This window comes from Alteromonas stellipolaris, assembly GCF_001562115.1.
GTDB lineage: Bacteria > Pseudomonadota > Gammaproteobacteria > Enterobacterales > Alteromonadaceae > Alteromonas > Alteromonas stellipolaris.
This window is the reverse complement of record NZ_CP013926.1, coordinates 2,461,054-2,476,693: the sequence shown is the minus strand read 5'-3', so window position 1 is coordinate 2,476,693 and position 15,640 is coordinate 2,461,054. Positions and strand designations below refer to the sequence as shown.

The 15,640-nt window shown below is 44.0% G+C and carries 10 protein-coding genes; 8 read left to right on the top strand and 2 right to left on the bottom strand.

Going from position 1 to position 15,640, the window contains the following annotated elements; translation table 11 throughout:
* On the bottom strand, window positions 1-750 hold the full coding sequence (gene cysZ / locus AVL57_RS10510) for a sulfate transporter CysZ (protein WP_167542098.1): 750 nt from the start codon (window positions 748-750) through the stop codon (window positions 1-3).
* Between the two features lie 257 nt (window positions 751-1,007).
* On the opposite strand from cysZ, the gene smc reads away from it, so the two are divergent.
* The 3 genes from smc (at window position 1,008) to ligA (ending at window position 8,330) form a co-directional block, all read left to right on the top strand.
* Window positions 1,008-4,475, top strand: coding sequence for a chromosome segregation protein SMC (gene smc, locus AVL57_RS10505; protein WP_057791586.1), 3,468 nt, complete (start codon window positions 1,008-1,010; stop codon window positions 4,473-4,475).
* A gap of 19 nt (window positions 4,476-4,494) precedes the next feature.
* The gene (zipA, locus tag AVL57_RS10500) at window positions 4,495-6,105 is read left to right on the top strand and encodes a cell division protein ZipA (protein ID WP_057791588.1); all 1,611 of its coding nucleotides are present in this window, start codon (window positions 4,495-4,497) and stop codon (window positions 6,103-6,105) included.
* Between the two features lie 191 nt (window positions 6,106-6,296).
* The gene (gene ligA / locus AVL57_RS10495; protein ID WP_057791590.1) at window positions 6,297-8,330 is read left to right on the top strand and encodes an NAD-dependent DNA ligase LigA; all 2,034 of its coding nucleotides are present in this window, start codon (window positions 6,297-6,299) and stop codon (window positions 8,328-8,330) included.
* A gap of 177 nt (window positions 8,331-8,507) precedes the next feature.
* On the opposite strand, the gene AVL57_RS10490 is transcribed toward ligA, so the two are convergent.
* Window positions 8,508-9,044, bottom strand: a complete 537-nt coding sequence (locus AVL57_RS10490) for a DUF2062 domain-containing protein (RefSeq protein WP_057791593.1) — start codon at window positions 9,042-9,044, stop codon at window positions 8,508-8,510.
* A 69-nt stretch (window positions 9,045-9,113) separates the two neighbouring features.
* On the opposite strand from AVL57_RS10490, the gene AVL57_RS10485 reads away from it, so the two are divergent.
* The 5 genes from AVL57_RS10485 to kdsB all read left to right on the top strand — a co-directional run bounded on the left by AVL57_RS10485 (window position 9,114) and on the right by kdsB (window position 15,513).
* A complete protein-coding gene (locus AVL57_RS10485) occupies window positions 9,114-11,717 on the top strand; it encodes a DNA internalization-related competence protein ComEC/Rec2 (RefSeq protein WP_057791595.1) in 2,604 nt (867 codons plus the stop codon).
* A 71-nt stretch (window positions 11,718-11,788) separates the two neighbouring features.
* On the top strand, window positions 11,789-13,534 hold the full coding sequence (gene msbA / locus AVL57_RS10480; protein ID WP_057791597.1) for a lipid A export permease/ATP-binding protein MsbA: 1,746 nt from the start codon (window positions 11,789-11,791) through the stop codon (window positions 13,532-13,534).
* 9 nt (window positions 13,535-13,543) lie between these two features.
* Window positions 13,544-14,545, top strand: a complete 1,002-nt coding sequence (gene lpxK, locus AVL57_RS10475; protein ID WP_057796115.1) for a tetraacyldisaccharide 4'-kinase — start codon at window positions 13,544-13,546, stop codon at window positions 14,543-14,545.
* 16 nt (window positions 14,546-14,561) lie between these two features.
* Window positions 14,562-14,756, top strand: coding sequence for a Trm112 family protein (locus AVL57_RS10470; RefSeq protein ID WP_013783967.1), 195 nt, complete (start codon window positions 14,562-14,564; stop codon window positions 14,754-14,756).
* A gap of 7 nt (window positions 14,757-14,763) precedes the next feature.
* Window positions 14,764-15,513, top strand: a complete 750-nt coding sequence (gene kdsB / locus AVL57_RS10465; RefSeq protein WP_057791599.1) for a 3-deoxy-manno-octulosonate cytidylyltransferase — start codon at window positions 14,764-14,766, stop codon at window positions 15,511-15,513.
* The last annotated feature ends 127 nt before the right edge of the window (window positions 15,514-15,640 follow it).

Below are 15,640 nucleotides of genomic sequence, written 5' to 3'. Positions count from 1 at the left end.
CTACATTCGGTTTCTTAATGCCTCATCACGTAATTCACTTACCCACATCGATGTAGCGCCACAAATTGCGACTGGCATAACAATAAAATTCACCACCGGAATAAGTGAAAAGATATTCACCATCACGCCAAAGGACATCGATTTACCTTTATGTTGTGATAAGTGATTTTGCATGCGCTTAAAGTCAATCTTGTGATTATCGTAAGGGTAATCGCAATATTGAATGGCCATCATCCAAGCAGAAAACAAGAACCATAGAATTTGCCCGAACACAGGCACAAATATAAACAGTATTAAGAAGCCTATAGCACGAGGGATATACCAAAACAGCTTGGTAAATTCTCGACCTAAGGTGCGAGGAATGTCTTTCACCAGGTCGAGTAATCCATCATCGCCCATGGCTTGCCCTGTTAGGTGCCGCTCGACTTTTTCCGATAATACGCCGTTAAAAGGCGCAGCAATCCAGTTTGCGAGTGTGCCGAATATAAGGGCAAATATAAGCAGTACACTTAATACTGCTAATGGCCATAAAAAGAAGTTTACCGCGGTTTTAATCCAGCCCAGCCACTCTGGCACTAGGTTAATAACATAACTTATGCCGTACTCAATTTGGCCAAATAGAAAATAGAATGCGGCGGAAAAAAGCAGAATATTGATAGCTAAAGGAACAAAAACAAAACGTTTTAGGCCCTTAGTTTTGATTAATGAAAACCCTTCAAAAAAATAATGTATACCACTTCGCGAACTCATCATTACTCCATTGCTCGGTTTTACTAAGACGGTATTACTGAAACACAGTGAGTTTCACATTATACGTAACACCCTAACGCAAACGAAATGGTAATTGTTACAAGCTGTTAGATTTGGTAAAATCCAAGCATAATAAAAACCAAAAAAATGTGCTTCCTAATGCACTTAGCCAATACGCTAAATATTTCTTTTATAACGTTTAACCCTTATCAACGGGGCGTCTCTTGTTACGTAGCTATAATGCGTAAGGTAGTGCTGTGCGCTTAAAAAAGATCAAGTTAGCGGGCTTTAAGTCCTTTGTAGACCCAACCACCATTCCTTTTCCCAGTGAAATGACCGCAGTTGTTGGCCCAAATGGGTGCGGAAAGTCGAATGTAATCGATGCTGTACGCTGGGTGTTAGGAGAAAGTTCTGCTAAGAATTTACGTGGCGATGCCATGACAGACGTTATTTTTAACGGCTCTAGTGCACGTAAACCTGTTGGGCAGTGCAGTGTTGAGTTGTTTTTTGATAACAGTGCAGGGCGAATTGGTGGTGAATATGCTACCTACAGTGAGTTATCGGTAAGACGATTAGTCACCCGCGATGCCCAATCTACTTACTTTCTAAATGGCACTAAGTGTCGTCGTCGTGATGTAACCGATCTGTTTTTAGGCACAGGGTTAGGGCCTCGCTCTTACGCTATTATTGAGCAAGGCATGATTTCTCGGCTAATTGAATCTAAGCCGCAAGAGCTGCGTGTTTTCATTGAAGAAGCGGCCGGTATTTCTAAATACAAAGAAAGAAGGCGAGAAACCGAAAACCGTATACGCCATACTCAAGATAACCTAGAACGGTTAAATGATGTGCGTGATGAGCTTGGCCAACAACTTGAAAAGCTTCAGCGCCAAGCCGCAGCGGCTAATCGCTATAAAGCGTTGCGTGAAAAAGTGCGGGAACTCAAAGGGCAGTTAGCGGGTATCCGCTTTTTGAAAAATAACGAACAAACTGAAAATTTGCAGCATGCACTACAAGGTCATCAGCAAGCACTTGATGCATTAGTGTCTCGACAACATGGTGACGAAGCGGGCATGCTCATCTACAAAGAGCAACTTGCGCAAAATAAACAAGCCGCCGATGACGTACAGCAGCAGTTATTTACCACCAGTAACGCCATTACCCGCATTGAACAAAACGAATTACATAGCCAGCAGCGCAAACAGCAAATTGAAGCGGAACTAGCCACGTTAACCGAGCAAACTAACTTGTTGGTTACGGGGTTAGATGAAGCTAACCAAGCGTTAGCTACATCTAAAGCAGGTTTAGATGCTCTGTTACCCCAGCAAGAATTAAATGATGAAGCCTTGGCGCAAGCCAAAGACATGTTTGAAAATGCCGAGCAAGAACGCCGTGATTTTAGTGCGCAAAGCCGTGAGCACGAACAAATCTATCATCGCTTAAAACAAGAAGTACAAACTTGCCACAGTCAAATTCAGTCGACAATGAATATGCAACTTCGTACTACGCAGCGTATGAGTGAACTGAATGATGAGCTTAGTCAGCTTGATACCGATGATGTTAGCGAACGTATTGCGATATTGACGGCGCAAATTGATGAAGCCGAAGTTCAGGTAAGCGAGGCGTTTGAACAGTACAACGATACCAAGGAAGCCCTTGTAAGCAGTCAACAATCCTTAGCACAAGCCGAATCAATGCATAGACAGCTAGATGGCGAACGACAATCGTTGCAATCTACCATTGCAGCACTCTCTGCACTGCAAGATGATGCTGCTACCAGCAATACAGACGTTCATAGCGACTTACAATTGTTGTGGCAGCACTTAACCGTTCCAGAACATTTGAATGACTGTGTGGAAACCGTATTGCGCTATTGGCAGCAACCTTATATTGCCGGTTCCCTTGAAGTAAACGAATTAGTTAATCAGATAACGTTTTTGCCCATGGGCGGGCGAGTGTTTGCGCAATCAGCTTTCACTGATGTAAAGCAACCCAACACTCTGGCCGCCGCCTTGCCAAATGAACGGGTACCAGAAGCGTTTAATCATATCTTATTATGTGAAACCAATGCTGATGCTCTGCGTAGTGTTGATACCCTTGCAGAAGGAAAAACCGTACTTTCTCAAGAAGGGCTTTGGTGTGCCAAAGATTGGGTAGTGCGGGGCGGTGAGGTTGAGAACAGTGTGTTGCATAGAGCATCAAAACTGGCTGAATTAAGTAAAAATCTTAACCGCATTGAAAGCGATATAACATTAGCTCAAGCAAAAGTGGAAAAAGCTAACACGCTGGTTATTCGTAATACCGAGCTAAGTGATAATGCCAAACTTACTCATGAAAACCTTAAAAACACCCTAGTTCAACATACTAATGCCATGTCTGTTTTGGTGATGCAAAACGAACAATTAGCGGCGCGAAATGCAAAACTTAAAGACGAATTAAGCAAGCAAAATGTCATGTTAGGTAAAGAAGAAGCGCAGCTTGTAACATTGTCTGGTCAACTTGAAATTCATGAAGCACAGCTCGCAGAATACGAAGAGCGCGTTCGCGAGGCACAAAACAACCGAGAACAATTTGATAATAAGGTGGCACAACTTCGCAGTAAGGTCGAGTCGTTAACGCATCAGGCTCATGAGATGGCATTAAAAGTACAGCAATTGGAAAGTCATCAGAATTTATATACGCAACAGGTAACGCGTAACCAGCAGCAGCTAACCGATTATCAATTCAGACGAGATACACTAAGCAAAGAGCTTAACGACTTGTCGGCGCCACAAGCGGTTCAAAAAGTTCAACTACAAGAATTGCTTACCCAAAAAAATGAACTTGAAAATAAGCGTTCTGAGTACCAATCTAAGCAGGATGACATAGAGCAATTACTGCGTGAGTCAGAAAAAGGTCAACAGGCGTTGGCTAAAGATATTCAAGAGCGCACAAGTAATATTGAAAAGCTAAATATCGAGATTGAAGGGTTTAAAGTGCGTGCTTCCGCTATTTTAGAGCAGCTAGAAGACAGCAAACAGTCGCTTAAATCTATTCTTGAAACATTGCCAGACGAGGCTGATGAAACAAAGTGGCAGAGTGAACTTGAAAGCACTCAAGGGAGTTTGTCACGCTTAGGGGCGGTTAACCTAGCCGCGGTAGAAGAATACGAGATTCAATCGGAACGAAAGTTACACCTTGATACTCAATATAATGACTTAACCGATGCGTTAGAAACGTTACAAAGCGCGATACGTAAAATAGATAAAGAAACCCGTACCCGTTTTTCTACCACATTTGAGCAAGTGAACCAAGATTTGAAAGCCCTGTTTCCCAAAGTGTTCGGGGGAGGCTCAGCCTATTTAGCCTTAACCGACGATGACTTACTGGAAACGGGGGTAACCATCATGGCGCGCCCTCCTGGTAAGAAAAATAGTACAATTCACCTTTTAAGCGGTGGAGAAAAAGCGTTAACCGCTTTATCATTGGTATTTGCGATATTTAGGCTTAATCCAGCACCATTTTGTTTGCTGGATGAAGTGGATGCACCATTGGATGATGCTAACGTTGGGCGCTTTTGTAACTTGGTTTCAGAAATGTCGCAAACGGTGCAGTTTATTTATATCACCCACAATAAGATTGCGATGGAAATGGCAACTCATTTAACCGGTGTTACCATGGCAGAACCTGGTGTGTCTAGGATGGTAGCAGTTGATGTTGATGAAGCAATGGCTTTCGCAGAAGCATAACAAAGGGCGACGAAGCTAAATGGAAGATGAATTACGTCTATCACTATTGTTTGCAGGTACCTGCTTTATAATTGCAGTGCTTGCACACGGTATTTGGAAAATTCGCAAAAACACAAAACCGAGCAGTAAACCTCGGGTTGAGCCCCGGCAGTGGGCAGATACTGGCGAAGAAGAAGGTTCGCAATCAGAAGGTTTTGATGAATTAGGTATTGGCCAAGTTCGCGTGGTGAGCTCTGGTAATGCACAAGAAAATTCACAAAACGATTTCGATGCAAGTTATGAGCAAGACCCAAGTGACGCAAGTAGCAATGAACATAGCAATGCCAGTCACACTGGGGCAAATGCCTCTAAAGCAAAAAGCTTCTATGCTAGCGATAACACCGATGATAGCGATCGCAATTTTGAGCGTGATAATGAGCGCGATGTTAGTAATGTATCGGATAAACTGTCGCCTGAATACGAAACCAGTGATCACCTAGCGACATCTGCACAGAAAGAAGCTAATAGTTCAAAAGCGAGCTCTGAAGATTCTGCTGGTGACACAAATGCGCCGAAAGAAAAGGTGGCCGACAAACCTAAGCTTTATGGTTCGGTTGTGTCTAATCCAAAGCCGCATCTACAAAGCAGTTCAGTCCCTGCAAATGAGGGCGATGGTTTTAGTTCTGACTCATTTCCAGAACCTCCAGGTTTTCTATTACGAGAAGGCGACGATGAACCTGCTAGTGAAGTTGAAACTGCCGCTACCAACCAGCCTTCTGTAAGTTATAGCGCTGGCGATACATCAGTGTCTCATGATGAAGGCAATAGCCAATCAGCGCCTGACCACAAATCACCAGAAATAGATGATTTCAGTTTAGATTCACCGGCAACACAATCTGTGTCGGGGAATATCGCAGAGACAGGCCGCAAAGAGACTGAGCATCAGGTAAGTGAAGGTGCTGAAGTTGTTAGTGCCAGCGGCCTAGGTGAACAAGCGAAACGCTTTATGAAAGGAAAGCGCAGCAAACCTATTTCTCGCAAGCGCCAAGAGCCTAAATTTGGCGATGATCAAATGCGTATCGATTTCGATGATAGTGCAGCCAGTACCGCCAATGCAGGAAGTGCAGAAAGTGAGAGTACAGTCAGCCAAGAAAACAGTATGCAAAACGCGACGGATTCAAACAGCCGCACTCAAAATCAAGGCGCTTCCGAGCAAATTGAACAAGAAGTACTTGTACTCAATGTGAAAGCCCCCGAGAACGACCCAATAGCTGGTGCGGCCTTATTGCCTATGTTACTTACCCTTGGCTTTAAGTTTGGCGATCAGGATATTTTCCATCGCCATGTGAATTCAAATGGTAAAGGGCCGGTGTTATTTAGCTTGGCCAATATGTTTAAGCCTGGAATTTTCGATATTGATAACCTTGAAACCTTCAACACACACGGTGTTTCTTTGTTTATGATCCTGCCCATTGAAGGCGACCCCCATCAAGTGTTTAACATGATGCACAACGCCGCACGTAAGCTGGCAGACGAATTTGGTGGTCAAGTGCTAGATGGTCGTCGTAGTGTTCTGACCAAACAAGGTTTACAGCAATATATGGAAAAGATACGTGAATTTGAGCGCAAACGTATGATTACCCGGCAGTAGTCATTTTCTATAAATATCAAAGAGGGCCTGACTTTTTAGCGGCCCTTTTTTGTTATCTCATGCTACCATTAGGGCAATTATTTGTAGTTAAGTACATCCACTCAATTAATATTGAGTGAGGGTACTGCTTCTGTTTTACTTAGCAGAATACAAAAGCCATTTCTTTTAAAAAATTACACGCAAGTATCAACATGTCAGACTCGTTAGAACAAGCTAAAGCCCGCGCCGAATCACTTCGTGGGCAAATAAATGAATACAACTATCAATACTATGTGCTCGATGCCCCAACGGTGCCCGATGCACAATATGATAGAGATATGCAGGAACTCATTAGTATCGAAAAGCAGTTCCCTGAATTGCAGAGTGTGAGTTCACCCAGTCAGAAAGTGGGTGGCTCTGCGCTTTCTGCCTTCGAGCAGGTTACGCATGAAGTGCCTATGTTGTCTCTAGATAACGCGTTTGATGATGTGTCGCTATTGGCGTTTGAAAAACGTATTTACGATCGCCTGAAAGATAATAAAGCGCTTAGCTTTAGCTGTGAACCAAAGCTTGATGGGTTAGCCGTTAGTATTCTTTATGAAAATGGCGAAATGGTGCGTGCAGCTACGCGAGGGGATGGTCAAGTTGGCGAGAATATTACTACCAATGTTCGCACCATCGCTAACGTTCCTCTAAAATTACGTGGCGAAAACTACCCATCCCGATTGGAAGTTCGCGGCGAAGTATTTATGCCTAAGAAGGGCTTTGAAGCGCTTAATGACTATCAGCGTGCTAACGACGGAAAAGTGTTCGCTAATCCACGTAATGCTGCCGCTGGCAGCCTTAGGCAGCTTGATTCAAAAGTAACAGCGAAACGTCCATTAATGTTTTACGCCTATTCTTTGGGTGTGGTTACGCCTGAAGATTTCGAGCTGCCACGTTATCATAGTGCGCGATTAGCGCAATTAGGTGACTGGGGCATACCCTTATGCCCTGATATTGACACTGCTGAAGGCGGCAAAGGCTGCTTAGAATACTACCAGCGCATATTAACCCTTCGTGACGACTTGCCTTACGACATCGATGGCGTAGTGTTTAAAGTTGATGATATTAGCGTACAGCAAACATTAGGTTTTGTAGCACGGGCGCCACGCTGGGCAATTGCGCAGAAGTTTCCTGCTCAAGAAGAAATTACCAAACTGTTAGATGTTGAGTTTCAAGTAGGGCGTACCGGTGCGATTACCCCTGTAGCGCGATTAGAGCCCGTATTTGTGGGTGGTGTTACGGTATCAAACGCCACATTACATAACCAAGATGAAATAGACCGCTTAGGGGTGAAAGTAGGCGACTACGTAATCATTCGCCGAGCGGGTGATGTTATTCCTCAAGTGGTGTCTGTTGTACAAGCCAAAAGAGATGACAATGTTAAAGACATTGTCTTTCCCACAGATTGTCCAGTATGTGGTTCTAATGTAGAAAAACTAGAAGACGAAGCCGTTGCTCGCTGTACCGGCGGCCTTATTTGTGCGGCGCAGCGCAAGCAAGCGTTGAAGCATTTTGCTTCTCGTAAAGCATTTGATATCGACGGGTTAGGCGATAAGTTGGTAGATCAACTCGTTGATGCCGATTTAGTGCATAGCCCAGCAGATTTCTTCAATCTTAAATTGGGCGATGTTGTTGGTCTTGAGCGTATGGCTGAAAAGTCTGCTGCCAAGTTGTTGCTGTCTCTTGAGGCATCGAAAGCTACCACGTTAGCTAAGTTTTTATATGCGTTAGGGATTAGAGAAGTAGGTGAAGCCACGGCGGCAAATCTTGCGATGCATTTTGAAACCCTAGAGGCTATTCGTAGCGCAAGCGAAGATGAACTCATTGAAGTGCAAGATGTTGGCGCAATTGTAGCGGCGCATTTGCATAACTTCTTTAATGAGCCACATAACACCGATGTTATCGACGCATTACTTGAGGCGGGTATTCATTGGCCTGCAATTGAGAAAAAGCCACAAAGTGCGCTTCCTCTAGATGGACAAACCTGCGTAGTAACAGGAATATTAAGCGAAATGGGTCGCTCTGATGTTAAAGCGAAACTACAATTGTTGGGTGCTAAAGTGGCAGGCTCGGTATCGAAGAATACCTCCTTTTTAGTCGCGGGTGAAAAAGCGGGATCGAAGCTGACCAAAGCACAAGAGCTAGATGTTGAAGTGTGGGATGAAGCGACGTTGCTCGCCTTTTTAGCAGAGCATGACTAGCACTTTATAATTAACAGCATGCTTATCATTGGAACGTAAAAAGGCGCTTAATAAAGCGCCTTTTTCGTTTCTGCGTGGGTATTTTTGGGGTAGCTATGTATTCAGAAAATGTACGGTAGGCTATCTACCCGCCAATACTTTGCCTCTACTCTTCTGTTTAGAAACAGGGACAGCGCGTTACTGTGCTTGTACCTTGGCTTTTGCACGCGCCAATCTTCTGCGTTCCCACGCCTTTTTGACCTGAAAACGCCAAATCCAGTTCAGGGTGAAGTAACCCACAGCACTGGCGATGATGGAACAAATGGCGCAGCCAACCAAGAATGCGGGGCCAATGGTACTGATGCTTTCTACCACCCATTGCCAACTGAATTGGAATTCAAAGTGCTCAGGTTTGGTCCCAAGTACAGTAGAACCAATTTTATAAGCAGCATAAAATATGGGCGGTATGGTGAAGGGGTTGGTAACCCAAACTGTGGCTACCGATAACGGTAAATTCGCACGAAAAGGAATGGCGACACCCGCAGAAAGCCACATTTGAAAGGGTACAGGCCAAAATGCAAAAAACAGCCCTATACAAAATCCGCCTGCCGCTGAACGTCTGTTTAAATGCCATAAATTAGGTTCGTGCAAAACGCTGCCGAATACGCGCAGAATTTTGTTGTTCTTTACAGCCTGCGGTTCAGGCAGGAAGCGTCTAATAAATTTCTTAGGCATAACACTCGTTCGTTAACTATCAACATATGGGCTACATTCAGCCAGCTATATTTATTGCTACGTAAAACAATGGTAAATCGTATCACAATTTGGTGTGGCAGTTTTTGTGTTAGCGCAACAACCGCTGTTTTATGGCCCGAGTTGCCATCGCTAAACCTAGTGATGACGCTTGCCATAGGTGGTGGTGTACTGCTGTTCCTTTCAAAGTGCAATTTTCACTTTCATACAATAAGCGGTGAGAAACAAACGTCTTGGATAAAGTTTGTGCTTATTGCAGTTAGTGGCGCTTTTATAGGTGCTACATGGTTGGCGAGTTTAGGGTATTGGCACCTATCTTGGCAACTACCACAGAGCAAAATTCAACAAGATGTCACAATAAATGCGGTGGTTGACCATGGAGGCTGTCTAAGTGGTCAAAAAAACGCCGAGCCCAGCCTAAAAAATAGAGAGAATGCATTAAATAGGGAAAATACAGAAAGCACGGCAAACTCAAGTAAATCAAAACCTACTCAAAGCGCAGGGCATGATGAAAGCGAACAGCGATTTATGGCGTACACCGTAAAGGTTAACGCCCTAGATGACTTAGCACTCAGATTCACTCGTAAAATGACATTAAGTCATCGCGTGACCGGTGCCTGTTTACACAACGGTGATGAATTTACAGCTACGGTGAAATTAAAACCGGCCTACGGCACGCTTAACCCAGTAGGCTTTAATCGGCAACAATACCTTGCCAGCCAACAAATTGTGGCCACGGGCTATATAAAACAGCTACATCATGAATCTGTGCTTCATAACCATAGTACTCGTCATAACATGTCAGTTTTTTTATCTACGTTGCCTCTTAATCAAATGCGCTGGTTTCAGGCGTTATTGATTGGTGAACGCAGTCTGTTAACCAAGGAAGACTGGCATACTATTGGACAAACCGGTACCGCGCATATTTTCAGTATATCGGGCATGCATTTATCGATAATCGCCATGACAGCATTTTATGGGTGTAGCGCGTTTATTTTTGTTGCTAGCAGCATAGTGAAAGGAAAGTCGGCTTTTATAAACCTAAGGGGTTACGTATTAATAACTTTGGTTAGTAGTGCGGCATTGTATGTCATGCTAAGTGGTATGGCACTGCCTGTCGTAAGGGCGTTTGTTTTATTAGTGGTGGGCATAGGCTTTGCTGCATTCAATAATGTGTTACGGCCATTACATATGGGCGTGTTTATGTTGTTTACCTGTATTGTGTTGTTCCCTTTGTCGTTACTACAAGCCAGTTTTTATTTAAGTATTGGCGCGGTGATAAGTATTTGGCTGCTTAATTGGCGGTTTCGATTTCAAGCAATGCCTTGGTACAAAGCGTTATTTTATATGCAGTTAGGCGTGAGTGTAGTGATGGCGCCTATCACTCTTTTGTGGTTTGGTACGGCTAGCACAATTGGTATTATCGCTAATCTCTTTGTATTGCCGGTTATTACGCTTATTCTTCCTGTTGCACTGCTTGCTTTAATGGCAGGGTTCTATTTTTCTCCAAGCTTAGACTTTACTGTTTGGGTGCTTCTCAAAATAGATACAGTATTGGGCTGGCTTTTAAGCTGCTTAAGCGAAGCGGCATCTTGGGGAATAAGTGCAATACACTTCTATCCCAGCACGGGTTCAATGCTTTGCCTACTTATCGCCATGTTATTTGTGGTTTTGCCCAGGTGGCGCTACAAATGGCCATGTGTGTTATTGCTAATACTGCCAGTTACCTTTTCTCTTATCCCTTCATCACCAGCCCGGTGGTTTGTCAATGTATTTGATGCTGGGCAGGGGACTGCAATAGCGTTAACCAAAGGTGTACATGCCATCATTGTAGATACAGGGCCTATGTATAACGGTGAAGCGCCATTGGCGAGTAAGGTGATACCTGCATTTCTTAAGCGAAATAACAGTGAGCAAGTAGACATGGTTATTCATAGTCATGGCGATACTGATCACGCTGGCGGAAAAGCTGCATTTAAAGCTTGGTTAGACAACGAAGGTATTCAGCCCTCATGGATAAGCCCAATAGACGGGTGTGAGCGAGGCCGGGTAATTAACTGGCAAGGTTTAACCCTTACTTTTCTGTGGCCTGAAAAAGGAAACCTAGAAGACAGTAATGCCATGTCTTGCGTGATAAAAATTGATGATGGACATCACAGTATTTTACTACCTGGTGATATTGAGCGTTCCAGTGAGTACGCCATATTACATGCAGAACAAAAGCAAATGACTAATGGGGATAATGCGGGCATAAGCAGCGCTCAAGATAATAAAAGCCACTTCGAAAAAATGGCAGTGGATGCTGATGTGTTAATTGCGCCTCATCATGGCAGTAAAACCTCATCTACTGATATATGGATTAAACGTGTTTCCCCTGATGTGGTTGTTTATACGCAAGGGTATGAAAACAGGTGGAAATTTCCAAGCCATTCAGTCTTTTCTCGCTACCAACATTATGGCGTTCGCCAATTCACCACCAGTGAATTTGGTTTCATTCGACTTGAGTTCGCAGAAGGTGGCTATATAGTTAGTTCAGAACGAAAAGACGCCCAAAACCGTTGGTATTTGCCACGTTACACGCCAAGGCATCTTATTTCTTCAGAATCTGAAGTGAAGAAAACGGACATTTTCCAAGCAAAGCATAGGGTTGATTAGGGAAATGACTCAAGTACTAGTACAATAGCTAGGGTGAAAGTAATGAATAACGAACAGGTTAAAACACTTTGATGCAACAAACCGATCCGTCGGCCTTCCAGGTTAAACGCTTTTTACGCTATCTGCGTGAATATAAACTCCCTTTCTTCGTTGCCGTTATTGGCATGGTGGGCTACTCCGCGGTAGATACTTTTGTATTTGCACAATTGCAGCCCATGATTGACGAGTCATTAGGGAAAAATGATCATGCTTACCTAAGGTTGGCCGCCTATGCCATAGTCCCTTTGTTTTTGTTACGGGGCTTATTTAACTTTCTTGGTACCTACACACTAACGTGGATTGGTGCGCAGGTTGTCATGCGCATGCGACAACAGTTATTCGATAAATATATCCATTTACCGGTGTCATTTCACGATACGCAAGCGGTGGGCGCGTTAATAAGTAAAGTGACCTACGACACAGAGCAAGTTGCAAATGCTTCCGGTAAAGCCTTGTTAACCTTGGTGCGGGAAGGAGCGCTGGTTATTGGTTTGCTCGCCGTTATGTTTTATTACTCGTGGCAATTATCTATTATCTTCTTGCTGATTGGCCCCTTGGTTGCAGTTATTGTCTCATTCGTGAGTAAACGGTTTAGGGTGGTTAGTCGAAACATTCAGCAAGCCATGGGCAATTTAACCTCTGCGGTAGAGCAGGCGGTAAAAGGCCATAAAGTAGTGATTATGTTTGGTGGGCAAACTATCGAACAAAAACGCTTCGAGCAGAAAAATAATAATAATCGTCAACAAACCATGAAGCTGGCGGTTACCCAAATTCTAAGTGTGTCGTCTATTCAAGTTATTGCCTCTGTTGCGTTAGCCGTAGTGCTCTATATTGCCAGTACCCCTGGCATGGTAGAAAAGCTCTCTGCTGGTGTATTTATTAACGTAGTGTTTTGTATGGTGATGCTATTAAAGCCACTTAAACAGTTAACTACAATTAATAATGAATTTCAAAAAGGCATGACTGCCTGCGTAAGCGTATTTGAAATACTAGACAGAGAAAACGAAGCTGATTCTGGCGACATAAAAGTAGAACGCGCAGTGGGTAAAATTGAATTCGATGATGTGACCTTTACTTATCCAGGCAAGCATTCACCTGCGCTGTCGAACGTTTCGTTTACTGTAGAGCCTGGGCATTCTGTTGCTTTGGTCGGGCGTTCGGGAAGCGGTAAGTCGACTATCTCCTCATTGCTTACCCGATTCTATTCCCCGCAAAGTGGGCAAGTCAGGTTGGATGATAATCCTTTAGACAGTATTGATTTGAAATCACTACGGGCGCAGTTTGCTGTGGTATCGCAAAATGTGACTTTGTTCAACGATTCTATTGCCAATAACATTGCTTATGGTGCGAAAGAAACGGTGACGCAAGCACAAATCGAGCAAGCCTGTAAAATGGCCCATGTCGATGAATTTTTAGGTAATTTACCTGAAGGTATCGATACCGTTATTGGTGAAAATGGCCTTATGCTATCGGGCGGTCAGCGCCAACGTATTGCTATTGCCCGCGCTATTTTAGCCGATGCGCCAATTCTAATTTTAGACGAAGCTACCTCGGCGCTAGATACTGAATCGGAAAGACTCATTCAAGATGCATTAGAAACATTACAAAAACGTTGTACCAGTATTGTAGTAGCACACAGGTTATCGACTATTGAAAATGCTGATACCATCATGGTGGTTGAGCAAGGTCGAATCATTGAAAGTGGTAAGCATCACGAGTTACTTGAGAAAGGTGGGCATTATGCTCAGCTTCACGCACTGCAGTTTGGTGATAACTAAGTGAGCCGTATGGTGAAGCGCTGGTACGCTGGTCACCCATTAGTTTGGCTGTTATCGCCACTTGCGATACTTTTCTGGCTGATAACTGCTTTTCGTAGGTGTTTGTTTTCTACAGGCCTGAAAAAAGTGTATCGAGGCCATGCCAAGGTTATTGTCGTAGGCAACATTTCGGTTGGCGGTAACGGTAAAACACCCGTAGTACTTGCACTCGCGCAGTATTATCGCAAAAAGGGTGTGCGAGTTGGTATTTTAAGTAGGGGGTATGGCGGTAAGTCTAGCTTCTATCCTCGACAAGTTACCGGTAACGATGATGCCAGTGAAGTAGGGGATGAACCTCGATTACTGGCCATTCGTAGCCAAGTGCCAGTCGTCATAGACCCCCTACGTAGCCGGGGCGCAAATTACCTTTCAAATGTTCTTAATTGCGACCTAATTATCTGTGATGATGGCCTTCAACATTATGCGTTAGCGCGAGATGTTGAAGTAGTGGTAATGGACGAGCGTTTAACCGGTAGCGGCTTTTTAATACCGATGGGGCCGCTTAGAGAAGGTCATTGGCGGCTGGCAACGGTGAATGCTATCGTGCATAACCGTGCTGATAACAAAAAGCCAGAGCTTAAAGCGGGTCAAACTCCTCAGTACCTTATGAAGTTGGTAGCCGGTGAAATGTGCTCTGTTACGAAGCCCACCGAGCAGGCTGAACTGACTAGCTTTACGGGTAAAAATATTACCGCAATGGCGGGTATTGGTGCTCCTGAACGTTTTTTCTCTCAGTTAAAGAGTATGGGGTTGAATTTGTCCAGCACATTACCGTTTCCTGATCATCACCAATTTACAGCAAACGATATCCCTTCGGGTACGGTACTAATGACCGAAAAAGATGCGGTGAAGGTAAGTGAAATCGCTCATAGCGATTGTTGGTATTTGCCGGTTTCGGCAAGTATCGACCAGAAGTTTTTCACGCAAATAGATGACAAGCTGGTTAATGCTGGCTTAACAATGACGCCTTAGCAAGCAAGGAAATATAATGGCATTTGATAATAAATTATTAGAAGTACTGGCATGCCCAGTGTGCAAAGGCAAATTGGTGCTTAATGATGAAAAAGATAAACTAATTTGCCGCTTCGACCGTTTAGCTTACGATATTAAAGACGGTATTCCGGTGCTTATCGAAAGCAAAGCAACGGTAATGACACTTGATGAAGTAGACGCAACGCGATAGGTGTGTGATGGCATTTACAGTAGTTATTCCCGCACGATATGGCTCTAGCCGTTTTCCAGGTAAACCCCTAGCTGACATTAATGGTAAACCCATGATTCAGCATGTGGTGGAGCGAGCCATTGAGGCGGGGGCTGATCGAATCATTGTCGCCACTGACGATATGCGCATTGCCGACGTTGCTAACGAATTTTCTCATGTATGTATGACCGCCGATACACATCAATCAGGCACCGAACGTATTGCCGAGGTCATTGAGAAAGAAAACATTGCTGCTGATAGCATAGTAGTCAATGTGCAAGGCGATGAACCTTTCATTCCTGCGGCGAACATTAAGCAAGTGGCAAGTAATTTGTCGAATGCACCTCAATGTGTGATGGCTACCTTGTCTACGCCCATTTTAGAAAGCGACGATGTATTCAACCCTAATATGGTTAAAGTACTGGTTAACGCACATCAAGAAGCGATGTATTTTTCGCGTTCGGCTATTCCATTTGAGCGCGATCGTATGATGGAAAACCGTCAAAGTGTTGATCCTAAATTGTATTTTCGACATATAGGCATTTATGCGTACCGTGCACAATACGTGCAGCAGTACGTAAGTTATCAGCCTAGTGCTCTTGAGCAAATTGAATCTCTCGAGCAGCTTCGGGCCTTGTGGTATGGCGACAAAATCCACTGTACTGTGGCAAATGCCAAACCACCAGTAGGTATTGATACACCTGAAGATCTCGCGCGTTTGCTGGCGTCGCTAGGGTAGGCCGCACTTTTTACTCGCTTTTTTAGGTGGCTGTAAACCAGTAAAGATAAAAAAGCTACGTGATATAACGTGTTAAAGAGCAATAAGATTTGCCTGCTTAAAGACAAATCTTACCGTTGCCAAAGAC